The 25,911-nt window shown below is 68.0% G+C and carries 17 protein-coding genes and 1 riboswitch; of the genes, 12 read left to right on the plus strand and 5 right to left on the minus strand.

The genetic code is table 11. The features are described from left to right. Positions 1 to 3: 3 nt before the first annotated feature. The 5 genes from ASC70_RS24125 (at position 4) to ASC70_RS24145 (ending at position 4,172) form a co-directional block, all read left to right on the plus strand. Entirely contained in the window at positions 4 to 1,002 is a 999-nt protein-coding gene (locus tag ASC70_RS24125; protein WP_056055702.1) for an NADPH:quinone oxidoreductase family protein, read from the plus strand. A gap of 102 nt (positions 1,003 to 1,104) precedes the next feature. After that, a complete protein-coding gene (locus ASC70_RS24130) occupies positions 1,105 to 2,019 on the plus strand; it encodes a WecB/TagA/CpsF family glycosyltransferase (protein ID WP_056055704.1) in 915 nt (304 codons plus the stop codon). Between the two features lie 77 nt (positions 2,020 to 2,096). Further along, entirely contained in the window at positions 2,097 to 2,288 is a 192-nt protein-coding gene (locus ASC70_RS24135) for a hypothetical protein (RefSeq protein WP_047413711.1), read from the plus strand. Between the two features lie 106 nt (positions 2,289 to 2,394). Further along, positions 2,395 to 3,285: an SDR family NAD(P)-dependent oxidoreductase gene (locus ASC70_RS24140; RefSeq protein WP_056055707.1), complete on the plus strand. Its 891-nt coding sequence runs from the start codon at positions 2,395 to 2,397 to the stop codon at positions 3,283 to 3,285. Beyond that, complete coding sequence (locus tag ASC70_RS24145) at positions 3,282 to 4,172, plus strand: DMT family transporter (protein WP_056055711.1); 891 nt, start codon at positions 3,282 to 3,284, stop codon at positions 4,170 to 4,172. The genes ASC70_RS24140 and ASC70_RS24145 overlap by 4 nt, the downstream gene beginning before the upstream one ends. On the opposite strand, the gene ASC70_RS24150 is transcribed toward ASC70_RS24145, so the two are convergent. Next, positions 4,160 to 5,146, minus strand: a complete 987-nt coding sequence (locus ASC70_RS24150) for an NAD-dependent epimerase/dehydratase family protein (protein ID WP_056055713.1) — start codon at positions 5,144 to 5,146, stop codon at positions 4,160 to 4,162. The genes ASC70_RS24145 and ASC70_RS24150 overlap by 13 nt on opposite strands. 3 nt (positions 5,147 to 5,149) lie before the next feature. Next, positions 5,150 to 6,457 (minus strand): UDP-glucose/GDP-mannose dehydrogenase family protein, encoded by a 1,308-nt coding sequence (locus tag ASC70_RS24155; protein ID WP_056055715.1) that lies wholly within the window; start codon positions 6,455 to 6,457, stop codon positions 5,150 to 5,152. Positions 6,458 to 6,659: 202 nt separating this feature from the next. Between ASC70_RS24155 and galE the strand changes: the two genes are divergently transcribed. From galE to ASC70_RS24170, 3 genes are all read left to right on the plus strand, one after another. Further along, the gene (gene galE, locus ASC70_RS24160; RefSeq protein WP_056055718.1) at positions 6,660 to 7,643 is read left to right on the plus strand and encodes a UDP-glucose 4-epimerase GalE; all 984 of its coding nucleotides are present in this window, start codon (positions 6,660 to 6,662) and stop codon (positions 7,641 to 7,643) included. Positions 7,644 to 7,779: 136 nt separating this feature from the next. Continuing rightward, a complete protein-coding gene (locus ASC70_RS24165; protein ID WP_056055722.1) occupies positions 7,780 to 10,212 on the plus strand; it encodes an EAL domain-containing protein in 2,433 nt (810 codons plus the stop codon). Between the two features lie 142 nt (positions 10,213 to 10,354). Beyond that, positions 10,355 to 12,718 carry a PAS domain S-box protein gene (locus ASC70_RS24170; protein WP_162247265.1) on the plus strand — a complete coding sequence of 788 codons (2,364 nt, stop codon included), beginning with the start codon at positions 10,355 to 10,357 and terminating at the stop codon, positions 12,716 to 12,718. On the opposite strand, the gene ASC70_RS24175 is transcribed toward ASC70_RS24170, so the two are convergent. After that, positions 12,699 to 14,228, minus strand: coding sequence for a helicase HerA-like C-terminal domain-containing protein (locus ASC70_RS24175; protein WP_056055726.1), 1,530 nt, complete (start codon positions 14,226 to 14,228; stop codon positions 12,699 to 12,701). The genes ASC70_RS24170 and ASC70_RS24175 overlap by 20 nt on opposite strands. 102 nt (positions 14,229 to 14,330) lie before the next feature. Between ASC70_RS24175 and ASC70_RS24180 the strand changes: the two genes are divergently transcribed. From ASC70_RS24180 to ASC70_RS24195, 4 genes are all read left to right on the plus strand, one after another. After that, positions 14,331 to 15,482 (plus strand): AI-2E family transporter, encoded by a 1,152-nt coding sequence (locus ASC70_RS24180; RefSeq protein ID WP_056055729.1) that lies wholly within the window; start codon positions 14,331 to 14,333, stop codon positions 15,480 to 15,482. Between the two features lie 283 nt (positions 15,483 to 15,765). Beyond that, complete coding sequence (locus ASC70_RS24185; protein ID WP_056055731.1) at positions 15,766 to 20,592, plus strand: NAD-glutamate dehydrogenase; 4,827 nt, start codon at positions 15,766 to 15,768, stop codon at positions 20,590 to 20,592. Between the two features lie 57 nt (positions 20,593 to 20,649). Further along, positions 20,650 to 21,969 carry an MFS transporter gene (locus ASC70_RS24190; protein WP_056055734.1) on the plus strand — a complete coding sequence of 440 codons (1,320 nt, stop codon included), beginning with the start codon at positions 20,650 to 20,652 and terminating at the stop codon, positions 21,967 to 21,969. A 39-nt stretch (positions 21,970 to 22,008) separates the two neighbouring features. Next, entirely contained in the window at positions 22,009 to 23,211 is a 1,203-nt protein-coding gene (locus ASC70_RS24195) for a DUF418 domain-containing protein (RefSeq protein WP_056055738.1), read from the plus strand. Positions 23,212 to 23,219: 8 nt separating this feature from the next. Here the strand turns inward: ASC70_RS24195 and ASC70_RS24200 are convergent, their stop codons facing one another. Both ASC70_RS24200 and purH read right to left on the minus strand, forming a co-directional pair. Continuing rightward, positions 23,220 to 23,972 carry a dienelactone hydrolase family protein gene (locus tag ASC70_RS24200; protein WP_056055752.1) on the minus strand — a complete coding sequence of 251 codons (753 nt, stop codon included), beginning with the start codon at positions 23,970 to 23,972 and terminating at the stop codon, positions 23,220 to 23,222. Between the two features lie 18 nt (positions 23,973 to 23,990). Beyond that, positions 23,991 to 25,580 carry a bifunctional phosphoribosylaminoimidazolecarboxamide formyltransferase/IMP cyclohydrolase gene (gene purH, locus ASC70_RS24205; RefSeq protein ID WP_056055740.1) on the minus strand — a complete coding sequence of 530 codons (1,590 nt, stop codon included), beginning with the start codon at positions 25,578 to 25,580 and terminating at the stop codon, positions 23,991 to 23,993. 28 nt (positions 25,581 to 25,608) lie between these two features. Then, a riboswitch (ZMP/ZTP riboswitch) is annotated at positions 25,609 to 25,689 on the minus strand. Positions 25,690 to 25,911 lie beyond the last annotated feature (222 nt).

Below are 25,911 nucleotides of genomic sequence, written 5' to 3' on the forward strand. Positions count from 1 at the left end.
GACATGAAGGCGGTGCTCAGCAAGGAAGTCGGCGGACCCGAGACCCTGGTGCTGGAGGAGCTGCCCGATCCCGTCGCCGGTCCCGGTCAGGTGCGGATCGACGTCAAGGCCTGCGGGGTGAACTATCCCGACGTTCTGATCATCGAGGACAAGTACCAGTTCAAGCCGCCGCGGCCGTTCGCGCCGGGCGGCGAGGTCTCGGGCGTGATCTCGGCGGTAGGGGACGGCGTCACCCGCTTCAAGATCGGCGATCGCGTGTTGGCCTCGACCGGCTGGGGCGGCTACGCCGAGAAACTGGCGCTCGAGGAAGCGCGCTGCACCCCCATTCCGGACAACATGCCCTTCGACGAGGCGGCCGCCTTCGTTCTGACCTACGGCACGTCCTACTACGCCCTGAAAGATCGCGGTCAGGCGAAGCCCGGCGAGACCCTGCTGGTTCTGGGCGCGGCTGGAGGGGTTGGTCTGGCGGCGGTCGAGCTGGGCAAGGCGATGGGGGTGCGCGTTATCGCCGCAGCCTCCAGCCAGGAGAAGGTCGATCTGGCGATCAAGCACGGCGCCGACAGCGGCGTCGTCTATCCGCGCGGACCGTTCGACAAGGACGGCCAGAAGGCCCTCGCGGAACTGTTCAAGAGCGCCTGCGGACCCGGCGGCTGGGACATGGCCTATGACGCCGTCGGCGGCGACTATTCCGAAGCGACCATCCGCGCCGCCGGCTGGAATGGCCGCTTTCTGGTCGTCGGCTTCCCGTCGGGGATTCCGAAAATCCCCTTGAATCTCACGCTTTTGAAGTCCTGTGACATCGTTGGCGTGTTCTGGGGCGCGGCCGCGGCGCGCGATCCCGCCGGTCACGCCCAGAACCTTCGCGAGCTGATGGATCTCTACGCCGTCGGCAAGATTCGACCGTATGTCTCGGAGCGTTTCCCGCTTGCTCGGGCTGGCGAGGCCATCGCCCATCTGTCCAGCCGCAAGGCTATGGGCAAGGTCGTGATCACGGTTGATTGAGAAGGTTACCGCCACGTGGTTAAATCTCGCTAAGTATTCTTTTTAGCAAAACAAACAGGACATTTGCGCAGAGTGCCTCCGAGACTAGGAGACTCTGCGACGATGTTCGTCCAACAAGTGCAGAGCGGCGATGCGGCTCCGGCCGCTCCACGCCGTCCATACCGCCTGACGCGGCGCCCGGAAGAGCGCGTGCGGGTGCTTGGGGGGACCATGGACCTGGTGCGCCCCGAGGAAGTGTTCCACTTCGTCTTGGGAAAGCTGGACGCGCGCCAGAGCGCCATCGTCGCCAACCACAACCTCCACAGCCTCTATTTGGTCGGCCAGGATCACCAGATCGGCGAGTTTTATAAGGAAGCCGACCTGATCGAGGTCGATTCCGTGCCGTTGATCTTCTGGGCGCGCTTGGTTGGCCGAGCCAGCCGACGCTTCCACCGCTGCACGTATCTGGACTGGCGCGACGATTTCTGGGCCTTGGCGACTGAGAAGAACTGGAAGGTCTTCTTCGTCGGCGGCGCCCCCGGCGTGGCCGAACAGGCGATCGATCGGATCAAGCAGGACTGGCCGAGCGTCCAAGTCGCCAGCCGTCACGGCTATTTCGACGTCACGCAGGGCTCCGCCGAGAACACGTCCGTCGTCGAGGCCATCCGCGACTATGCACCGGACATCGTGCTGGTCGGCATGGGCATGCCGCGGCAGGAAATCTGGACGCTGGAGAACCACAAGGCCTACGGCCCGGCCGTGACCTTCACCGTGGGCGGCGCCTTCGACTACGAAGCCGGCGTCCAGAAGGCCGCGCCGCGCTGGATGGGGCCCATGGGCATGGAGTGGCTGTACCGCTTGATGGCCGATCCGCAGCGCCTCTTCTCGCGCTACTGCATCGAGCCCTGGTCGCTGGTCGGACCCGCCTGTCGCGATGTGTCGCGGGCGCTGTCGCGGCGCCTGACGGAAGGCGACTTGCGCGCGGCCGAGGCCGCCCATTGGGAGCAAATGCGCGCCCGTAATGAAGCGGCGCGCTAGACTATGACGTTCGAGATGGGGGCCGCTTGCGGCGAGGTCGCGAGGTTCGCGACCTGGAATAGGGGGCTGGGGGGCCGATGAGCCTGGATATTCGTATCATGACGCTGGAGGCCAACGAGCGCTCCGGCTTTACGCACCGCGCCGTCGCGGGCATGGGGCTGGTCGGCCTCGGCCTGGCGTGGGCGGTGCTGCTGCTGCCATGCATGCTGTGGTTGGCTGTCAGTCACTTGAGCCATCGGCTTCAGCCGCTGGTCCGTCGCCCGGCCTGATCCGGTTCAGGGGGCCTTGAAGACCCTCTAGCCAACAGTTGTTTGCTCCGCGAGTATGATCGCTGATCACTGACCCGAGAGAGGTCAGGGATGCGGAGGAAACGCCATGGTCGGACGTCTGGACGGCAAGGTCGCCGTCGTCACCGGGGGCTGTTCGGGCATCGGGCTCGGAACGGTCGAACTCTTCGTGGCCGAGGGCGCGTGCGTGATCGCCGCCGACCTGCAGGCCGAGAAGGGTGAGATGCTCGAGAGGCGCTTTGCCGACCGGGTCCGCTTCTCGCGTTGCGACGTCACCTCGGAAGACGATCTGATCAGGACCATGGCCTTGGCCGACGGCGCGTTCGGCGGTCTCGACATCCTGTTCAACAACGCCGGACACGGCGGCACCCCCGCCGCGGTGCCGGAACTGACGGTCGAGGGCTGGGACAAGACCTTCGCCCTGCTGGTGCGCGGCCCGGCCATCGGCATGAAGCACGCCTTGCCGTTGATGCTGAAGCGTGGCGGCGGCTCGATCATCAACACCGCCTCGATCGCCGGCCTGCAGGCGGGCTTTGGGCCCCTGGCCTATTCGGCGGCCAAGTCGGCGGTGATCCATATGAGCCGGTGCGCGGCGGCCGAGCTGTCGCCGCTGAAGATCCGGGTCAACGCCATCTGCCCCGGCCTGATCGCCACCTCGATCTTCGGCGCGTCCATGGGCCTGGCGCGCGAGGTCGCCGACCAGATGGCCGCGCAGATCGCGTCGATCGGTCCCAAGATCCAGCCGATCCCCAAGTCAGGCCTGCCCGAGGACATCGCCGCCGCCGCCCTCTACCTGGCCAGCGATGACTCCGCCTTCGTGACAGGGACCCACATCGTGGTCGACGGCGGCATCACGGTGGGCCCGCGCAGCGCCTGGGACAGGAACACGCCCTCGCCGATCCTGGCGGCTATGGGCATTACATCCGAACAGGCCGAACAGATGCGGGCCAACCTGATCGCCTCCGGCGCGGCGGGGTGACTCTCACGCCGAATCTGCGCGGCGCGCTGTGGATGCTGGCCTCGGCGGTCGGCTTCACGGCGATGACCACCCTGATCAAGTTCCTCGGACCAGGCTATCCGGCGGCTCTGCAAACCTTCTATCGGCAGTTGGCGGGCGTGCTCGTGCTGTTGCCCCTGATCGCTCGTGACTGGCGAGGTGCGTTCCGAACGACCCGGCCGGGCATCCTGATCTTTCGCTCCAGCGCGGGCGTCCTGGCCCTGATCATGGGCTTCTACGCCTATCAGAAGCTGCCGCTGGCCGACGCCAACGCCCTGTCGTTCACACGAACGCTCTGGCTGGTGCCGCTAGCGGCCTTCGTACTGCGCGAGCCGATCGGGCCCTTGCGGATCGGCGCGGCCCTGGTCGGCTTCCTGGGCGTCTTGATCATGCTGCGGCCGGGCGCGGGAGGCATGGGCGCCTGGATCGGCTGGCCGCAGGCCTGCGCCCTGATTTCGGCTTTCCTGTTCGCCTTGACCATTACGGGCATGAAGGTCATGACCCGCGACCACAGGCCGTTCGTGCTGCTGGTCTACGCGGCCGTGCTGGGTCTGATCTTCGCCCTTCCGCCAGCCCTGTTCGTCTGGCGCTGGCCGACCTGGCCGGACCTTGGTCTTCTGGCCGCCATGGGCGTGATCGGCACCCTCACCCAAGGGGCCTATATCAAGGGCATGGAGGCCGGCGAGGCGGCGGTCATGGCGCCGATCGACTATACGCGGCTTGTCTTCGCCGTCGGGGCTGGTCTGCTGCTGTTCCACGAGGTTCCGCGTCGGGCGACGATCTTCGGGGCGATCATCGTGGTGGTCTCGACCCTGTTCATCTCCTGGCGCGAGCACCAGTCGGCTCAGCGGACGGCTCAGCCGGCGTAGGTCCTGCGCCATTCCACGAAGCGGGACAGACCCTCCGCCAGCTTGACCTTGGGGCTGTAGCCGCAAAGCGCGCGCAGCTTGTCGATATTGGCGAAGGTTGCGGTGACGTCGCCCTGCTGCATGGGGCGGAAGACCTTCTTGGCCTCGATCCCGAGGGCGGTCTCCAGCGTGGTGATCATCTCCATCAGCCCGATCGGATCGTTGTCGCCGATGTTGTAGATTTCGTGCGCGCCGCTGGCTGGGGGATGGTCAAGCACACCGATGATCCCGTCGACGATGTCGTCGATATAGGTGAAGTCGCGAGCCATCCGGCCCTCGCCATAGACCTCGATCGGCTCGCCTTTCAGCATGCTCTCGGTGAAGCCGTAGTAGGCCATGTCCGGCCGGCCCCAGGGCCCATAGACGGTGAAGAACCGCAGACCCGACTGCGGGAAGCCGTAGAGGCGGGCATAGCTCTGGCTCAGCATCTCGCAGGAGCGCTTGGTGGCGGCGTACAGCGAGACGGGCATGTCGGCCGGGTCGGTCTCGCGGAACCCGTCGCCGTTCAGCGGCCGGTCGCCATAGACGCTGGAAGAGGAGGCGTAGACGAGGTGCTCGACTCCGGCATGGCGGCAGGCCTCCAGCACCGCCAGATGGCCGGCCAGGTTGCTGCGCTCGTAGGCGAACGGGTTTTCGATCGAGTAACGGACCCCGGCCTGGGCGGCCAGATGGACCACTCGCCTGGCGCCTGAGGTCTTCACCAGAGCCGCGAAGGCCTCGTGCTCGGCGATGTCCATGCGGACCATCGTGAAGCCCGGGCGGCCTTCCAGCCGGGCGGCCCGCGCCGCCTTCAGGGCGGGATCGTAATAGTCGTTGAAGACGTCGACCCCGATCACCGTCTCGCCGCGATCCAGCAGGCGCTCGGCCACGTGCAGGCCGATGAAGCCCGCCGCGCCCGTCACCACGACCGGAGAGACGATGGCCGGGGTCGCCATTCGTCAGCCTCGGCCGATGCTGGCGTAGGTGAAGCCGTGGCGAACCATCTCGCTGGGCTTGTAGACATTGCGCAGATCGACCACGACCGGCGTCTTCATCAGCAGCTTCAGGCGGTCCAGGTCCAAGGCGCGGAACTGGTCCCACTCGGTCAAGATCACCAGGGCGTCCGCGTGCTCGGCGGTCTCGTAGGCGCCGGCCTTGAAGTCGACGTCCTTCAGCAGCTTCTCGGCCTCATGGCGGCCTTCCGGGTCGAAGGCCTGGACGCTGGCGCCGAGAGCCTGCAGGGCGGGGATGATGTCGAGGCTAGGCGCGTCGCGCATGTCGTCGGTGTTGGGCTTGAAGGTCAGGCCCAGCACGCCGATCGTCTTGCCGGCCAGATCTTCCGAGCCGATCGCGGCGGCGACCTTGCCCGCCATCGCCTTCTTGCGGTCGTCGTTGATCTGGACCGTGGTCTCGATCAGCCGCGTGGGCGCGCCGTAATCCTGGGCGGTCTTGACCAGGGCGATGGTGTCCTTCGGGAAGCAGCTGCCGCCGTAGCCGGGCCCGGCGTTCAGGAACTTGCCGCCGATCCGCTTGTCCAGGCCGATGCCCTTGGCCACCTGCTGCACGTCCGCGCCGACCTTCTCGCAGAGATCGGCCATCTCGTTGATGAAGGTGATCTTCATCGCCAGGAACGCATTGGCGGCGTACTTGATCAACTCGCTGGTGCGGCGGCCCGTGAAGACGATGGGAGTCTCGTTCAGCGACAGCGGACGATAAAGGTCGCGCATCACCGCCTGGGCGCGCTCGTCCTCGGAGCCCACCACGACACGGTCGGGACGCTTGAAGTCCTCGATCGCCGCGCCTTCGCGCAGGAATTCCGGGTTGGAGACCACGGCGAACTGGGCGTCGGGGCGGGCCTTCTTGATGATCGCCTCGACCTCGTCACCGGTGCCGACCGGCACGGTCGACTTGGTGACAATGACCGTGAAGCCGTCGATCAGGCCGGCGATCTCCTCCGCCGCGGCGTAGACGTAGGACAGGTCGGCATGGCCGTCGCCCCGGCGCGTGGGCGTGCCCACGGCGATGAACACCGCCTCGGCGTCCTTGATCGCCTGGGCGCCGTCCAGGGTGAAGAACAGGCGGCCTTCGCGGACGTTGCGGGCCACCAGATCGTCGAGCCCGGGCTCGAAGATCGGGATTTCGCCCTTCTCCAGCCGCTCGATCTTGCTGGCGTCCTTGTCGATGCAAGTCACCACATGGCCGAAGTCGGCGAAACACGCCCCCGACACCAGGCCCACATACCCAGTGCCAATCATCGCTACGCGCATCGAAGCATCCTGATCTCGGTCAGCGCCGTCCCACACGCGACGCACCTGCCTAATCCAGCAATCGGCCCGCCGAAGCAAGTCGCGCCGCTAAAGCGCTTGCGGCAATGACATGGTGATGACGAAAGCGCCGCTTCCGTGATCTTGGACTTTCAACCTTCGCGCAAACTCGTTAGCGAGAACGATCGTCGCGTGGGGGATCTCGATGCAGACCGTTCTGGTGGCCGGCGGCGCTGGCTATGTTGGCTCGCACACCTGCCTGGCCTTGGCCGAGGCCGGCTTTCGGCCGGTGGTCTTCGACGACCTGTCCAACGGCCATCGCGAACACGTGCAGTGGGGCCCGCTAGAAGTTGGCGACATCCGCGACGCGGCGCGCCTGGACGCCGTCTTCGCGGCCCACCGCCCGGTGGCCGTCCTGCATTTCGCCGCCCGGATCGAGGTCGGCGAGTCGGTCAAGAATCCTGGCGTCTTCTTCGACAACAATGTCGGCGGGACGATCACCCTGATCGAGGCGGCGCGGCGGGCCGGGGTCAACGCCCTGGTCTTCTCCTCGACCTGCGCCACCTTCGGGGATCCCGTGAACCTGCCGATGAACGAGACCCATCCCCAGGCGCCGCTCAATCCCTATGGCCGCAGCAAGCTGATGGTCGAACAGGCCCTGGCGGACTACGACCGCTATCTGGGCTTCAGGAGCGCGGTGATGCGCTACTTCAACGCCGCCGGCGCCGATCCGGAGGGGCGGATCGGCGAGTGGCACGAGCCCGAGACCCACGCCATTCCGCTGGCGATCCAGGTGGCCCTCGGCCAGCGGTCGCATTTCACGATCTTCGGCGATGACTATGACACCCGCGACGGCACGGCGGTGCGCGACTATGTCCACGTGCTGGATCTGGCCGACGCCCACGTCTCGGCGCTCCGGCGGCTGCTGGCCGGAGGATCGTCGGAGTCGTTCAACCTGGGTACGGGCACAGGGACCACGGTGCGCGAGCTCGTCGACGGCGTTGGTCGAGCGGTCGGCAAACCGCTCGCGGTCCAGATGGCGGCGCGGCGCCTGGGCGACGCGCCGGTGCTGGTCGGCGACAACGCCAAGGCCCGCGCCGAGCTAGGTTGGAAGCCGTCGCGCGACCTCGACGCCATCCTGTCCAGCGCCTGGCGTTGGCATCAGGCCCAAGCCGCCGTCGGCCGCTGAACTTCAGGTGTAGCGGGGAAGAATATTCCCGCGATAACCCTCGCCTTGGGTGTGATGTCGCGATCCCCGTCGGCGAAACGGTTTATTTGCAACTCTCGCTGTAGCTCTAAGGGGATGTGACTCCTGGGGGACGTGCGTGTTCAAGTTTCTGACCTGCCTGACGACGCAGCATGACCTGCGGCTGGTGCTTGTCGCCGGCCTCGTCTGCCTTGCGGGTTGCTTCACCACGTTTCGTCTTTACTCGCGGATGCGCGGCGCTCGTGGCGTCGTCCGCGCCGCCTGGCTGCTGCTGACCGGCCTGGTCGCCGGGTCCAGCGTCTGGGCCACCCATTTCATCGCCATGGTCGCCTACACGCCCGGTCTCAAGACCGGCTACAGCCCGACCGGCACCCTGCTGTCGCTGATGATCGCGGCCTTGTTCATGGCCAGCGGCTTCGCGGTCGCCTCGGCCCAGCGTTCGACCACCAACGACTTCGCTGGCGGCGTCCTGCTGGGGCTCGGCGTAGCGGCCATGCACTACACCGGCATGACGGCCTTCGTGACCCAGGGCCAGTTGATCTGGGAGCATGCGACCGTCGGCCTTTCCGCCATTCTCGGCGTCTCCGGCGCGACCGCCGCTCTGGTCGTGGCCGGCGCGGCCCGGACGATGAAGCGCCAAGTGATGGGTGGCGGCCTGCTGTGCTTGGGCATCGTGGCGCTGCATTTCACCGGCATGTCGGCGATCACCATCGTCCCCGACGCCTCGGTCGCGGTGCCTGACCAGCTGCTGTCAGGCGGCATGCTGACCCTGGCGGTGGTGTCGATCACCAGCATGATCATTCTCGGCGGCCTCGGCGCCGTCGCCATTGAATCCCAGACGTCGCGCTCGGCGCTCGAACGCATCCGCCGTCTGGCCAACGCCGCCTATGAAGGCCTGGTGGTGGTCCAGTCGGGCCGCATCAACGACGCCAACGCCGCCTTCTGCGAACTGGTCGGCGCGGACCTGCAGGAACTGGTCGGTCGCCCGCTGCTGGGCTCCATCCTGTCGCTCGACGACACGGCTCCCGATCGCGAAGGCGTTCGCCGCGAAGGCAAGATCCAGCCGCTGGCCGGTGGTCGCGAGATCCCCGTCGAAGTCTTCTCGCGCCTGATGGACGATGGCGCGCGCATGGAGACTTCGGGCCTCACGGTTCTGGCCGTCCGCGACTTGCGCGAACGTCGCGCGGCCGAGGAGAAGATCCGCTACCTCGCCGAGCATGACGGCCTGACCGGATTGCCTAACCGCAATTCGCTGCAGCATCGTCTAGCCGCCGCCCTCGACCGGGTCGAGGCTTCGGGCGAGAGCCTGTCGGTCATCTGCATCGACCTCGACCACTTCAAGGAAGCCAATGACCAGCACGGCCACTTGGCCGGCGACGCCATCCTGGTCGAGACCGCCCGTCGCCTGCAGTCGTCGGTTCAGGCCCCGTCCTTCGCCGCGCGCCTGGGTGGCGACGAGTTCATCGTGGTTCAGGTGGCTGGCGGAGACCAGCCGACGGCGGCGGCCGAGCTATCGGGCCGCTTGATCGAGATGCTCTCGACCCCCGTATCCCACGAGGAGCAGGAGCTGACCCTGGGCGCCAGCCTGGGTGTCAGTCTCTACCCCGATGACGGGCGTACGACCGAGGCCCTGATGGCCAACGCCGACATGGCCCTGTACCGCGCCAAGGAAAGCGGCCGCGGCGTCTATCGTTTCTTCAAGCGCGAGATGGACGACACCATCCGCGAGCGTCGCAGCCTGGCGCGCGACCTGCGCCAGGGCATCGCCGACGAGGAACTGGTCGTCCACTACCAGCCCCTGGCTCGCGCGACCGATGGCGAGGTCTGCGGCTTCGAGGCCCTGGTTCGCTGGCAACACCCCACGCGTGGCATGATTCCGCCGCTGGATTTCATTCCGGTCGCCGAGGAAAACGGTCTGATCGGGGCGCTCGGCGACTGGGTCCTGCGCCGCGCCTGCGCCGACGCCGCCTCATGGGAGAAGCCGCTGCGCATCGCGGTCAACCTCTCGCCGATCCAGCTGCACAACCCCGCCCTGCCCAGCCTGGTGCACGAGGTGCTGATCACGACCGGACTGTCGCCCTCGCGTTTGGAACTGGAGATCACCGAGAGCGCCCTGTTCAAGGACTATCAGCGCGCGCTGGATAACCTGCGCCGCCTGAAGGCCTTGGGCGTGCGGATCGCCATGGACGACTTCGGCACCGGCTTCTCGTCGCTGTCGACCCTGCAGTCGTTCCCGTTCGACAAGATCAAGATCGACAAGAGCTTCGTCGAGAACATCCACCGCCACGACCGCGCCACCGTCATCGTGCGCGCCGTGCTGGGCCTGGGCCGCAGCCTGGAGATCCCGGTCGTGGCCGAGGGCGTGGAGACCGAGGAACAGATCGCCTTCCTCCGCGGCGAGAACTGCACCGAGTTGCAAGGCTACGCCATCGGCCGGCCGGCGCCGGTCGACACTCTGGACGCGTGGACCACGACCGCCGGCGTCCCGGCCGAAACCGTTCCGGCCGAACCCGCGATCGAATCGCGTCGTGGGGCCAAACGCTCGGCCTGATCCTCTCGCCGAGATCGGACGTTGGCGACGCCGGGAAGTTGGTGTTCCATGACGCGTTCGGCGTAGGCCAAGCAGAGTCTTAAAGCTCCATGGCGTGTCATTGAGGATATCGCGCGTGCTGGGACGGACAGCTATCAGGTTCGTGACAGCAGCCGACCGGCGCGAGTTGCGCTACGGCTTCGCGGTGCTTGCCGTCCTCGTGGCCCTGGCGGCCCGGACCGCCGCCGTCCTCGTCACCGACGTCCCGTCCAACTTCCCCACCTTTTTCGTCGCCGTCCTGGTTGCGGCGATGGTTGGAGGTCTTGGCCCGGGATTCCTGGCCCTGGGGCTCAGCGCGACGATCGCGTGGCGCTTTTGGATGTCTGTCGATGGCGCATGGACGCTGCATACGCGCGAAGCCGTGCAGCTGGTCATGTTCCTGCTCTGCGGTGGTCTGATCGTCGTCCTGGTCGAGGCGCTGCGCATCGCCGTGCGCGCCGGTCTGGCCGCCGAGCAGCGCTTCCGCTCGGCCCAAGAGGCGTCGCTGGACGCCTTCGTCATTCTGGAGCCGGTGCGCGAGGGCGGCCGAGTCATCGACTTCCGCTGGACCTACGCCAATCCCAAGGCCGACTCGATGCGGCCCTCCGGGCCCTCGACCCTGTTGGGCCGTCGGATTCTGGACGTCTTCCCCGACGAGACCGGTCGCGAGATGGTCGAGCGCATGAACCGCCTGCTGGCGTCCGGCGGCCCCGACGACATCGACGTGCGACGCGTGATCGACGGCGAGGAGCGGTGGGTTCGGTCCAGCGGCGTCCGCCTGGGCCGCGATCTGGCGGTGACTTTCCGGGACGTCACCCAGGAACGTCGCGCGGCCGCGGCTCTGCGCAGCAGCGAGGAGCTGTTCCGGGGCATGGCCAATTCCGCTCCGGTGATGATCTGGGCGACGACCGCTCGGGGACGGGCCGACTGGTTCAACCAGGCCTGGCTGAACTTCCGGGGAAGGACTCTCGCGGAGGAGCTGGGGGATGGCTGGTTCAGCGGCGTGCATCCCGAGGATCGGCAGGCCAGCCTGGATGCGGCCGATGCGGCCGTCGAGAAGCGCGAGCCGTTCAATGTCGCCTTCCGCTTGCGTCGCGCCGACGGCGCCTGGCGGTGGATCAACAGCGTCGGCGCGCCGCGCTTCGACGAGGCGGGGGTCTATCGCGGCTATATCGGCAGCTGCTTCGACTTCACCGAGACGGTCGAGGCGCGCAAGGATCTCGAGGACCGTGTCGCCGAGCGCACCGCGGCCCTGAAGGCCAGCATGGCCGAAACCGCCCAAGCCCAGGCGGCCCTGGCTCAAGCGCAGCGTCTCGAGACGGTGGGGCGGCTGACCGGTGGCGTGGCCCATGACTTCAACAATCTGCTGACCGTCATCGTCGGCGGTTTGGACATGATCCTGCGGCGGCCGGACGACACGGCGCGGGTCACGCGGCTGGCCGAAGCCGCCCTGGCGGCCGGTCAGCGGGGCGAGCGGCTGACTCGGCAACTGCTGGCCTTCTCCCGCAACCAGGAGCTTAAGCTGGAGGTCGTCGACGTCGGCGCCCTTCTGGACCAGGCCGAACCGTTGCTGCGGCGGGCCGTGGGCGAGGCGATGGCCCTGACCATCCGGCGCGACGCCAGACCGGTCGGTTCGCGGGTCGACGCCGCGCAGCTGGAGGCGGCGCTGCTGAACCTGGTGGTCAACGCCGCCGACGCCACCTCGACCGGCGGAGCGATCACCATCGAGGTCGAACCGGCAACCCTGACCGACGGCCAGGTGGCCGACGCCGCGCCCGGGGACTACGTCAGGGTGGCGGTCAGTGACACCGGCACGGGCATGCCGCCCGAGGTCCTGGCCCGAGTGTTCGAGCCGTTCTTCACCACAAAGGAGGTCGGCAAGGGCACCGGTCTGGGCCTGGCTCAGGTCTATGGCTTCCTGCGCCAGTGCGGCGGCGGGGTCAGCATCGACAGTGTCGAGGGGCGCGGCACGACGGTCGGCCTCTATTTGCCCTCAACGGGTGAGTTGGCCGCGCCGGCGGTAAAAGCCAAGCCGCCCTCCGCCGATCGGCTGAAAGGTGTTCGGGTGCTGCTGGTCGAGGACGACGCGGCCGTGCGCGAGATCGCCGACGGTCTGCTGCGCGACCTCGGCTGCGACGTGACCACCGCCGAGAACGGGGCCTCGGCCCTGGAGGCGCTGGAGGAGGGCGTGGCCTTCGATCTGTTGATGTCGGACATCGTCATGCCCGGAGGAATCAGCGGCGTGGATCTGGCGCGCTCGGCGTCGGCCAACCGCCCGGACATGGCGGTGCTGCTGACCACTGGCTATGCCGGCGATCGGGTTGACGTCGCGCCCGCCGATCTGCCCTGGCCGGTGTTGCGCAAGCCGTTCCAGGTAGAACAGTTGGCCGAGATCGCCTGGACGCTGCTCGCGGATCGCCACCGCCCGGCGCCAAAGAAGAAACGCGTCCCTTCCCGCAAGCGCGGTGTCAGCGCCGCCGGCGCGTGAGGCCGCCGAGGAGCCCGCGCATCAGCTCGCGCCCGGCTTGCGACGCCACGGTGCGCACCAGGGTGACGGCGAAGGCTTCGGCCACCGATTGCCGATTCGAGGCGCGGGGGCGGCTGGCGCGGACCTCGCGGGCGTCCTCACGCTCGCGGATCTTGGCCTCGGCGGCTTCGCGCTTGTCCTCTTCGGCCTCCTCGCGGGCCGCGTCCGCCTGGTGCTGGGCCTGCTGGGCGCGCCCCTGCAAAATCTCATAAGCGGAATCGCGGTCCCGGGTCTGGTCGTAGACACCGGCGACCGGGCTCTTGGCCTGCAAGGCGGCGCGCTCCTCCGGCGTGATCGGCCCCAGCCGCGAGGCCGGCGGACGGATCAGTGTCTTCTGCACGACCTTGGGCGCACCGCGCTCGTCCAGGGTCGAGACCAAAGCCTCGCCGACGCCGAGGGCTTGGATGGTCTCCGCGGTGTCGAAGTTCGGATTGATCCGGAACGACTGGGCGGCGGCCTTCAGGCCCTTCTGGTCGGCGGGCGTGTAGGCGCGCAGGGCGTGCTGCACCCGAGCGCCGAGCTGGCCCAGCACCGCGTCGGGAATGTCGGCCGGGTTCTGGGTGACGAAATAGACCCCGACACCCTTGGAGCGGATCAGGCGCACGACCTGCTCGATCTTTTCGAGCAGGGGCTTGGGCGCGTCGTTGAACAGCAGGTGGGCTTCGTCAAAGAAGAACACCAGCTTGGGCTTCTCCGGATCGCCCACCTCGGGCAGCACTTCGAACAGTTCCGACAGCAGCCACAGCAGGAAGGTCGAATAGAGCTTGGGTGACTGGATCAGGCGGTCGGCGGCCAGCAGGTTGACGTAGCCGCGCCCCGCCGCGTCGGTGCGCATCAGGTCGGACAGGTTCAGGGCCGGCTCGCCGAAGAAGTGTTCGGCGCCCTGCGTCTGCAGAGTCAGCAGCTTGCGCTGAATCGCCCCCACTGTGGCGGCCGAGACGTTGCCGTACTGGGTGCCGATCTCGTCGGCGTGGTCGGCCACATACTTCAGGGCCGCCTGCAGGTCCTTGAGATCCAGCAACAACAGGCCGTCCTGATCCGCGACGTGGAAGACTATGTTCAGCACGCCTTCCTGCACGTCGTTCAGCTCCAGCAGGCGCGACAGCAGAAGCGGGCCCATCTCGGAGATGGTGGTGCGGATCGGATGGCCCTTCAGGCCGAACAGGTCCCAGAACATCACCGGCGGCGCGGCCGGCGACAGGGCCAGTTCCATGGCCTCGGCGCGAGCCATCATCTTCTCGTTCGGCGTCCCGGGCATGGCCACGCCCGAGAGGTCGCCCTTCACGTCGGCGGCGAACACCGGCACGCCGGCGTCGGAGAAGGCCTGGGCCATGACCTGCAGGGTGACGGTCTTGCCGGTGCCGGTCGCGCCGGCCACCACGCCGTGCCGGTTTGACCGGTCGAGCCGTTGGGTCACGGGCCCTTCGCCGAGTCCGACCAGGATCTCGTTCTCGCCAATCGACAGCGGCATGGGGCACAAACTCCTTGGATGGTCGTTCGACCCTAACCGGGGCCTTGCGCCGCGCCAATCGGGACGGGCAATGTCACTCGTGTTTCCGGAGATATTTTACAAATGCCCGCGCCCGCCCCGCCTTCCGTCACCACGCGCAACGCGGTGGTGTTCCTGGCCGTCATCGCCGGCGGGGTGACGCTGAAGTGGATGCAGGACATCCTCACGCCCTTGGCCTTGGCGCTGTTTCTGGCGGTGATGATCGACAGCTTCTCGCGCGTCCTGACGGCCCGCGCGCCGAAATTCCCCAAGGCGCTGGCCTTGCCCACCGCGGTGGTGCTGTCGCTGCTGCTATTTGGCGTTTCGATCTGGATCGTCGTCGACAACGGCAAGGAGTTCTTCGACCATTCCTCGGAATACGTGGCCAGCCTCAACGCCCTGATCGCCAAGTTCGCGCCGATCGTGGCCAGGCTGGCGCCGGGACTGGAGCTGACGGTCGCGCCGACCATCGGCGACCTGGTCAAGCAATGGAACCCGCAGCGCTACGTCGGGGATGTGGCGCAGTCCTTCAACAGCTTCGCCACCAGCGCCGTGCTGGTGCTGATCTATCTCGGCTTCATCCTGGCGTCGCGAAAGGGCTTCGCCCGCAAGATCGTCGCGCTGTTCCCGCATCATCCCGAGCGGGACCAGAACATGAAGCTGTTCCAGCGCATCCGTGACGGGGTGGAGCAATATCTTTGGATCCAGACCGTCACCGGCCTGATGATCGCTGTCGCCGCCTGGGTGGTGATGATGCTGGTGCGGTTGGACAACGCCTTCTTCTGGGCGTTCCTAATCTTCCTGGCCGCCTACATCCCGATCCTGGGCGGGGCCATCGGCTGCTTCCTGCCGCCGCTGTTCGCCTTGATCCAGTTCCCGGACAGCCTCTGGCCGGCCATCATCTTGTTCGCCGCCCTGCAGTCGATCTTCTTCGTGGTCGGCAACGTGATCTATCCACGCATGCAGGGCGATAGCCTGAACATGGACCCGACGGTGGTGCTGTTGTCCCTGGCCTTGTGGGGCGCGCTTTGGGGGGTGCCCGGCATGTTCCTGTCCACGCCCCTGACCGTGGCCACGATGCTGGTCTTGGCCCAGTTCGAGGGCTCGCGCTGGATCGCCATCCTGCTGTCCGAGGATGGCGACCCGCAGGGTGAGCGGATCTTGTCGGGCAAGGGCCATGGGCCGGCTCCAGACGACTCTCCGGCGCGAAAAGCGGAGGGCGCGCGAAAGAAATGAGCGCGCCTCTTAAACTCCAGGCGGTGGTCCCTATCTATGCTCTGTCCGGCTCCCCCCACCCGGACACCCCGCCGATCGCGGCCGGCAAGGCCGCCGCCATCGAAGCGGAAAACGCCCGCTCACCCCCAGCGGGCCTGCGCCGTCGGCTTCCCCCCAGCCGGCGGCGCTTCCGTTTCTGGCGGACGGAACGAGACCAGCACGAATTCTTTCCGATTTCCGACGTAGCGGTTGAAGTGACGCCCAAAAGGGCTAGGTTGCGGCCAAAAATTCACGAGGAAATCCCATGATCGGTGAAAAAAATGACCTCAAGTCCGCTGAGGCTCCGATCGGCCCGCTGGTAAGCGCTTTCGCCCAGGCCCTGGGCTCCTCCGTCGAGGCGCTTTCGCCCGCGGCGCGCGGCTTCGCCGCCCAGGCCCAGGACGACTGGTCGGCCGAGGAGCTGCCTGGCCTGGACATCGCCGACGTGGCCCGGGCCCTGGCCGACTTCTGGCGGTTCGGCGAGAGCGCCAAGGACCTGTCCGAACCGGCCATCCGCATCCGCCGCGCCGAGGGCGGCGAGACCCCTTCCGACCTGCTTGAGATCGTTCAGCCCGACCGTCCCTTCCTCGTCGACAGCATCATGGGCGAGGTGACCGAGGCCGGCTTCTCGGTCCGCGCCATGTTCCACCCCGTCGCCGATTGCGGCGGCGTCCGCCGGTCCATGATCCAGGTCTGGCTGGCCCCCGTCGGTGAGGACCGCGAGGCGGCCTTGGTCCAGGGCGTCCGCGAGGCGCTCTCCGACGTCGGCCTGGCGGTCCAGGACTTCGACGCCATGCGCGCCCTGATGCGCCGCACGATCGACGAGCTGAAAGGCGCGCAGACACCTGTGTCGGCCGAGGAAAAGGCCGAGGACCTGGCCTTCCTCGATTGGCTGGAAGGCGACCATTTCGTGTTCCTGGGCGCTCGCGTTTATGAGTATCCGCGCACCGCCGACGGCGGCTACGCGGCCGAGGAGCCGCTGTATCAGCCCGAAGGCAGCCTCGGCGTGCTGCGCGACCAGGCCCGCACCGTGCTGCGTCGGGGCAGTGAGCCGGCCATCCTGTCGGCGCAGGTCCGCACCCATATCGACATCGGCGATCCGATCGTGGTGGCCAAGTCGAACCTGCGCTCGCGCGTCCATCGCCGCGGCTACATGGATTATGTCGGCGTCCGCCGCTACGGCGCCGACGGCAAGGCCGCCGGTGAAGTCCGCTTCGTGGGTCTGTTCACCGCCGAGGCCTATGAGACGCCCGCCCACACGGTCCCGTTGGTCCGCCGCAAGGTGGCCCACGTCCTGGATCGCGCTGGCAAGGATCCCGAGAGCCACAACGGCAAGCGCCTGCGCAACATTCTCGAGACCTGGCCGCGTGACGAGCTGTTCCAGACCGACGAGGCGCAACTGCTGTCGACGGCCATGGGCGTGCTGCACCTCTATGACCGGCCGCGGGTGAAGCTGTTCGCCCGCCGCGACCCGTTCGACCGCTTCATCTCGGTGCTGCTGTTCGTGCCGCGCGACCGCTACGACTCCGGCGTCCGCGCCCGGGCCGGCGCGATTCTGGCCGAGGCGTTCCGGGGCCGGGTGTCGGCCTATTATCCCAGCTTCTCCGACGCGCCGCTGGCGCGGGTGCACTACATCCTGGGCGTGACGCCCGGCGACCACGCCGATCCGGACCTGGCCGCCGTCGAGGCCGCCATCGCCGAGACCGCCCGCACCTGGGACGACCGCTTCGAGGCCGCGATCCGCGAGAGCTCGACCGGCCGCGTCGCCCACCTGCTGGCCCGCTACGCCGGCGCCTTCCCGCCCGGCTATCGCGACCAGTACGACGCTGTTGAGGCTTTGGCCGATATCCAAGTCATCGACGACCTGGCGGAAGGCGAGGCCGTTCGCGTCCGCGCCTTCCGCCGTCCGGACGACAGCGCGGTGACCTTCCGGTTCAAGCTGTATCGCCCCGGCGCGGCGGCGCCGTTGGCCGACGTGTTGCCGATCCTGGAGCACATGGGCCTGAAGGCCCTGATCGAGGACGGCTTCAAGGTTTCCCCCGACGGCCAGCCGGTCTGGATCCACGAATTCGTCCTGCGCGACGAGGCCGGCGAGCACCTGGTGTTCGGCGACGTGAAGCAGGCCTTCGAGGCCGCCTTCGTCGCCATCTGGACGGGTCGCGCCGAGAGCGACGGCTTCAACCGCCTGGTGCTGGAGCTGGGCATCGGCTGGCGCGAGGCGGCCCTGATCCGCGCTCTGGCCCGCTACCGCCAGCAGTCGGGCCTGGATCCGAGCCAAGGCGTGCAGGAGCAGGCGCTGTCGGATCACCCCGGCGTCGCGCGGCTGATCCTGGATCTGTTCCAGACCAAGTTCGACCCGGCGGTGAAGGCTGACCTCAGGGCCCGCGAGGACCAGGCCAAGGCCGTCGAAGCCAAGATCGTCGAGGCCTTGCAGGCCGTCGAAAGCCTGGACGCCGACCGTGTCCTTCGCCGCCTGGCCGCCCTGGTCGGCGCGATCCAGCGCACCAATTTCTATCAGCCGGCCGCCGACGGCGGTCCCAAGCCGTACATCAGCTTCAAGATCGCCTCGCGTGAGCTCGAAGACCTTCCGGCCCCCAAGCCGTACCGCGAGATCTATGTCTCGGCCCCGCATGTCGAAGGCGTGCATCTGCGCTTCGGCCCGGTCGCCCGGGGCGGCCTGCGCTGGTCGGACCGCCGCGACGACTTCCGCACCGAGGTGCTGGGCTTGGTGAAGGCCCAGCAGGTCAAGAACGCGGTGATCGTGCCGGTCGGTTCAAAAGGCGGCTTCTATCCGAAGCAACTGCCGCGTGGCGGCGACCGCGACGCGATCCAAACCGAGGCGATCCGCGCCTACAAGACCTTCCTGTCGGGCCTGCTGGACCTGACCGACAACATCGATCCCGACAACAACGTCGTGCCGCCGACCTCGGTCGTCGTCCATGACGGCGAGGATCCGTATCTGGTCGTCGCCGCCGACAAGGGCACGGCGACCTTCTCCGACATCGCCAATGGCGTGGCCGAGGACTACGGCTTCTGGCTGGGTGACGCTTTCGCCTCCGGCGGTTCGGTCGGCTATGATCACAAGGTGATGGGCATCACCGCCCGCGGCGCCTGGGAGGCGGTCAAGCGTCACTTTCGTGAGCTGGGCAAGGACATCCAGAGCGAGCCGTTCACCGTCGTCGGGGTCGGCGACATGTCGGGCGACGTGTTCGGCAACGGCATGCTGCTGTCCAAGCAGACCAAGCTGCTGGCCGCCTTCGACCACCGTCACATCTTCCTCGACCCGAACCCGGACGTGGCGGCGTCGTGGGAAGAACGTGACCGGATGTTCAAGCTGCCGCGCTCGTCGTGGGACGATTACGACAAGGCGAAGATCTCGTCGGGCGGCGGCGTCTTCGCCCGCAGCCTGAAGAGCATCCCGCTCTCGAAGGAGGTGCGCGACCTGTTCGAGATCAAGGCCGAGGCCGTCTCCCCGGCCGAGCTGATGACCGCGATCCTGAAGTCCAAGGCCGAGCTGCTCTATCTCGGCGGCATCGGCACCTATGTGAAGGCCAGGGGCGAGACCAACGCCGACGCCGGCGACAAGGCCAATGACGCCATTCGCATCAACGGCTCGGACCTGCGGGTCAAGGTGGTGGGCGAGGGCGCCAATCTGGGCCTGACCCAGGCGGGCCGCATCGAATTCGCTCAAGCGGGCGGCCACATCAATACGGACGCCATCGACAATTCGGCCGGCGTCGACAGCTCCGACCACGAGGTCAACATCAAGATCCTGACGGGGATCCTGGAGCGGTCGGGCGAACTCACCCGTCCTGACCGCAACACGCTGCTGGCCTCGATGACCAATGACGTCGGTCATCACGTGCTGGAGCACAACTACGATCAGACCCTGGCCCTGACCTTGCTGGAGAGCGACGCCGCCTCCGAGGTCGACGCCCAGATCCGCTACATGGTCGATCTCGAACAGCGTGGCCGTTTGGACCGTCGCGTCGAGGGCTTGCCGACCAACACGACGCTGCTGGAGCGCAAGGCGTCGAACAAGGGCCTCACCCGGCCCGAACTCGCCGTGCTGCTGGCCTATGGCAAGCTCGACCTGTTCGACGAGATCGTCGCCAGCCAGGCGCCGGACGATCCGTGGTTCGAGGCCACTCTGCGCGGGTACTTCCCGAAAGCGCTCGATCGCTATGCCGACGCCATGCAGAAGCACCGGCTGAAGCGCGAGATCATCGCCACCGTGGTCGGCAACCAGATGGTCAACATGTGCGGCCCGACCTTCGTCAGCCGCCTGAAGGCCGCCGCCGGCGCCGACGTCGGCGCTGTGGTGGTCGGTTTCACGGCCGCTCGCGAGATCCTCGGCGTCGATGGATTGTGGGACCAGGTCGGCGCCCTGGACAACAAGGCCTCGGCCAACGGCCAGACCGCGCTCTACAAGGCGCTGGCCTACGCCCTGCGCAGCCTCAGCTTCTGGCTGGCCCGCCGCGCCGTGCGCGACAAGGCCACGGTCAAGGCGTTGGTCGAGGCCTATGGCCCGGCGGTGGCGGCGCTACGGGCCTTGGCCCCGGCCATCCTGTCGCCGTTCGAGCAGAAGACCGTCGCCAAGCGCGTGAAGGCCTATGTCGCCGATGGCGCGCCGGAGACCCTGGCCCAGGCGGTGGCGGCTCTGCAGCCCCTGACCACGGCCGCCGACCTCGTCGATCTGGCCAATGCTTCCAGCTGGAGCGTCGAGAACGTCGCCCGCCTGTATCACCAGGTCGGCGCGGCCTTCGGCTTCGACCGCCTGCGCGGCGCGGCCGGTTCGTTCGTGGGCGGCGACAGCTTCGAACGGTTGGCGGTGCGTCGCCTGATCGAGGACATGCTGACCGAGCAGACCACGATCACCCAGGCGGTCCTTAAGTTCGCCGCCAACGCCCAGGCGGGCGAGGACGAGGGCGCGGCCAAGTCCGCCATCTCGTCCTGGGCCGCCCTTCGTGGTGATCGTCCCCGGGCGGTCAAGCGCACGATCGAGGACATCGAACAGGCCGGCGGCGGCTGGACCTTCGCCAAGCTGACGATCGCCAACGCGGCGCTGCGCGAGCTGTCCACGGCCGCTTAAGCGCTGGCCCCTTCGCCGCCTCTCCCTTACGAGGGGGAGGCGGTAGGGAGCGTGGAAATGGACCAGGGCGATCGTCGACGCGTGGCTTGGGCCGCCTATGAGTGGGCGCAGCAGCCCTATTGGGCGTTGATCGCGACCTTCATCTTCACGCCCTATTTCGCAGCGGGCTTCGTCGGTGATGCGGCCCGAGGGCAGAGCCTGCTCGGCTACGCCGGCGCGATCTCGGGTCTGGCCATCGCCATTCTCAGTCCGATGGTGGGGGCCAGTGTCGATGCTCGGCGCAAGCCGCGCGCCTGGCTGATCGGCCTGGGCTTTCCGTTCGTGATCGCCAGCGCCGCCCTCTGGTGGGCCGCGCCGGGCGAGGTCTCGCGCATCCCGCTGATCCTGGCCTGCCTGGTCGTCGCCGGCGTCGCGGCCGAGTTGAGCGTGACCGTGATGAACGCCCTGCTGCCGGTGGTCGCCAAGCCGGGGCAGGTGGGGCGCCTGTCCGGCACAGCCTGGGCCCTGGCCTATGTCGGGGCGCTGATTTCGCTGTTCATCGTCCTCTTCTGCTTTTCGCTGCCCAAGGTCCCGATGCTGGGCCTGTCGAAGGCGCTGCACGAGCCCGACCGGATCGTCGGGCCGATGGTGGCGGTCTGGTTCATGCTGTTCGCCTGGCCGCTGATGCTGCTGGCGCCGCAGCCTCCGGCGGCAGGTGGAGCCAAGCCGCTGGCCGAGCTGTGGGAGACGATCCGCAGCCTGCCCAGTCGTCCGCACATGCTGAAGTTCCTGATCGGCCGCATGCTGCTGGGCGACGGTATTTCCAGCTTCATTGCATTCGGCGGCGTGCTGGCCGCTGGTCTGTTCGGCTGGACGACGACGCAGCTTGGCCTGTACGCCATCCTCCTGTCCGTGGCGGCGGGGATTGGGACGTTCATCGGCGGTCGGATCGACCAGAAACTTGGTTCGAAGCTGACCGTCTTGATCGCCACCGGCGTTGTCCTGTTCGGCGCGGCGGGCGTAGGTATGGTCGGCAAGGACACGATCTTCTTCCTGATCCCGGTCGTCCCAGCCCAGCCCGGCGGGGCGCTGTTTTCGAGCACGCCCGAGCGGATGTTCCTGTTCTTCAGCCTGTTCGTCGGCCTGACCTTCGGGCCCGCCCAGTCCAGCTTGCGCGCCTGGATGGCCGAGCTGGCCCCGGCGGGCGAGACCGGGCGGTGGTTCGGGCTCTACGCCCTGTCGGGCAAGGCCACGGCCTTCATGGCCCCGCTGGTGATCGCGATCGGCACCCGCCTGGCCGGCGACCAGCGCATCGCTGTCGTCGTCTCGGCGGCGTTCATGGCGCTGGGGGCGTTGGTCTTGGCGACAGCCCCGCGTCGCGCCCCGGTTGTCGGCTGAGGCGGAACAGGGCAGGCTCCTCCTTCGAGGGGAAGCTCCATGACCAAGGATCGGATCGTTCTGCTGGACTCGCTGCGGGGGCTCGGCGTGCTGGGCATCCTGCTGTGCAACGCGCCGGACTTCGCCGTGCCGCCGCCGCTCTCGGAGTCGGCGGCGAACTGGCCGCACGGGACCGGTCCGGCGACCCTGGGCGTCTGGGTCGTCACCCAGTGGCTGTTCCAGCGCAAGTTCGTGACCCTGTTCGCCATGCTGTTCGGCGTCTCGATCTTCCTGGTCGGGGGCGAGCGGTCGGACCTGGAGCGCGGTGCGATCCTGCGCAAGCGCCTGTCCTGGATGGTGGTCTTCGGCCTGCTGCACGGCTTCGCGGTCTGGTTCGGCGACGTGCTGTTGAGCTACGCCCTGGCTGGCTTCGCGGTGCTGCTGGCCCGCTCCTGGGCGCCGCGAAGGCTGATCCGGACCGGGGTGACGATCTGGGCGGCCTTCACCGGGCTGATGCTGGTCGGCATGAGCATCGCCGCCTTCATGCCGCACGAGCCCGCCCAGGCCGTGCTGGAAGCGGCCAAGGAGGTCGCCAAGGGCAAGGCCGCCGAGGCCCAGTATGGCGGGACCTTTGTTCAGTCGCTGGTCCAGAACGCCAAGGATCGCCTGGGCTTCCTGACCGCCGAGCCGATCATCTTCGTGATGACCTCCAGCCTGATGCTGATCGGCCTGGGCTGCTTCAAGGCCGGGGTGCTGACGGGCGAGGCCTCGGATCGCCTGTATCGCCGCCTGCTCGTCCTGGGCCTTTCCGCCTCGGTCCTGATCGGCGGGCTGTTCGTCGCCCAGGTCGCCCTCGGCCTGCCTCGCGCGCTGGGCCTGGTCAGCCTGGGCCTGCAGTGGATGCTGGCCCCGCTGACGACGCTGGCCTACGTCGCCCTGATGGTCTTCGCCGCCCGGTCCAAGGCCTGGAGCGCGATCCCGAAGGCCTTGGCGCCGGTCGGCCAGATGGCGTTCACCAACTATCTGAGCCAGTCGCTGATCATGACCGTGATCTTCTACGGCGGTCGGGGTCTGTCGCTGCATGGCCAGGTCGACCGGCCGGGTCTGGCGGCGATCGTCGTGACCATCTGGGTCGCGCAGATCCTGTGGTCGCGCTGGTGGATGGACCGGTTCGAGATGGGGCCGCTGGAGTGGGTCTGGCGCCGGCTCTATCGCGGTCCGACGCCGATCCGCCGGCCCAAGCTCGAGCCCGTCATCGCCTAGAGGCCCGCCTAGAAACAGGCCTCAAGCGCGCCGGTGAAATAGGTTCGCACCTCCTGGAACAGGTCGGGCCGGTAACGGGCCCGGGGGTCGTTGGCCTTGTCGTCGTCGAAGGCGTGGGTGGCGTCGGCGTAGAACACCCTGTCGACCGGCAGGCCGTCGCGGGCCAGCCGGTCCAGCGCCTTGGCCGGCGCCTTCCAGCCGACCACCTGGTCCTTGCCGCCCAGCACCGACCAGACGCGCGGCCCCCACTCTCCCCAGCCCCGGGCCGAGGTCAGGGAGGGATAGCCGGCATAGGGGTAGACCAGCAGCGCGCCCTTGACCCGCTCGCGCAGCTTGACCGGATCGGCGTCGACCAGGCCGGTGGCCCGGGCGGCGTTCACCCCCACTGCGTAGCCGTCCATGATCGTCCAGCCGCCATGGCTCCAGCCGGCCAGGAAGATCCGCTTGGGATCCGCCCAGGCCTGGCCCTCCAGCCAATGGGTCATGGCAAAGACGTCGGCCGAGCGCTTCAGGCCGCCCAAGGTCAGGCCCGTGCAGACCAAGAGCTTGCCGTCCAGGGTCGACAGGCCGCGCGGCTTCAGCGAATCGACGACCACCGCCGCCCAGCCGGCCTGGACGGCGGCGCGGGCATAGTCCTCGAGGAACGGCGTCTTGCCGCCGCAGCCGTGCAGGATCAGCGCCACCGGGAAGGGCCCCAGGCCCGCCGGCTTGAAGACCCGAGAGTGCCGGGCGACCTGTTCGCCCCAGGCGGCGCTGTCCATCATGCCCTCATTGGATGACTAGTGCCGGAACACTCTCACCCCGGTGAAGGCCATTGTGAGGCCAAGCTTGTCGGCCGCCTCGATCACTTCGGGGTCGCGCATCGAGCCGCCCGGCTGGATGATCGCCGTGGCGCCCGCTTCCGCCGCCTGGATCAGGCCGTCGGCGAACGGGAAGAAGGCTTCCGAGGCGCAGGCGCAGCCCGTGAGGTCCAAGCCGAAATCAGCGGCGCGAAGAGCTGCGATCCGGGCCGAGTCCTTGCGGTTCATCTGGCCGGCCCCGACACCAAGGGTCTGGCCGGCGCGGGCGTAGACGATGGCGTTGGACTTGACGTGCTTGCCGACCGTGAAGGCGAACAGCATGTCGCGGATCTCGTCTTCCGTCGGCTGACGCTGGGTGACGATCTTCAGGTCGGAGGCCTTGATCCGGGCGTCGTCGCGGGACTGGACCAGGAAGCCGCCGGCCACGCTCTTGAAGGTGTCGCCGGTCGACAGCGGATCGGGCAGGCCGCCGGTCACCAGCAGGCGCAGGTTCTTCTTGGCCGCGAACACGGCGACGGCGTCGTCGTCGGCCTCGGGGGCGATGACCACCTCGGTGAAGATCTCGACCATCTGCAACGCGGCGTCCTTGGTCAGGCGCGAATTCACCGCCACGATGCCGCCGAAGGCCGAGGTCGGGTCGCAGGCCAGGGCCCGCTCATAGGCCTCGCGCTGGCTGCCGCCGACCGCCACGCCGCACGGGTTGGCGTGCTTGATGATCGCCACCGCCGGGCCGGCCGCCGGGTCGAACTCGGCGATCAGCTCGAAGGCCGCGTCGGTGTCGTTGATGTTGTTGTAGCTGAGTTCCTTGCCCTGCAGCTGGGTCGCCGTGGCCACGCCGACCCGCGGGTTCTGGAAGGCGTAGAAGGCCGCCTTCTGGTGCGGGTTCTCGCCATAGCGCATGGTCTGGCGCAGCTCGCCGGCGATCGCCTTGCGGGCCGGGAAGTCCTGGCCGAGCGCCTGGGCGAACCAGGCCGAGATCGCCGCGTCATAGGCCGCCGTGCGGGCATAGGCGCGGGCCGCCAGGGTCTGGCGCAGTTCGAGCGTCGTCCCGCCGGCCTTCAGGGCCTCCAGCACTTCGGAAAGGTCGGCGGGGTCGGTGCAGACGGCGACATAGCCGTGGTTCTTGGCCGCCGAGCGGATCATGGCCGGGCCGCCGATGTCGATGTTCTCGACGCACTCGGCGTAGCTGCCGCCCTTCGCGACGGTCGCCTCGAACGGATAGAGGTTCACGTACAGGATATCGATGCCGCCGATGCCGTGGTCGGCCATGGCTTGGGCATGGTCCGGCGCGTCGCGGACGCCCAGCAGGCCGCCGTGCACCACCGGGTGCAGGGTCTTGACCCGGCCGTCCATCATCTCGGGGAAGCCCGTCAGGTCCGAGACGTCCTTGACGGGGATGCCGGCCGCGGCGATCGCCGCCTTGGTGCCGCCGGTCGAGACCAGCTCGACGCCGGCGGCGTGCAGCACCTGGGCGGCCTCGACGAGACCGGTCTTGTCGGAGACTGACAGCAGGGCCCGCTTGGGGGCGACGAGATCGGGGGCGGACGGATAGTCGGGGGCGGCGGGCACGGCGGACTCCTGTGGTTTCGTGATCGGAAAACGGAGCCCAGGCGCGCGGCTTATGAGGTTCGCGCTCCCCGGTGGTTTCCCACCTTCAACGCCAGTCACGCGAACGCGCGGAAAATACGGGGGCGGGCGGGGGAGTCAATGCGCGCGGGTCGGCCTGGGAGAATCTCCTCCCCCTCTGGGGGAGGAGAGATGGAATAGTCGCACGGCTTCGCCGCTTCACGCGGCTCGCCGCTGAAGTTGGTGGGGAGGCGACGGAGCGGCCGGGCGAACCCGGATGACCGTGGGTGTTTGTGTGCGTTTCGGTTCGTCGTCCGCTCCGCCAGGCTGTTCT

The organism is Caulobacter sp. Root343 (genome assembly GCF_001425745.1).
GTDB lineage: Bacteria > Pseudomonadota > Alphaproteobacteria > Caulobacterales > Caulobacteraceae > Caulobacter.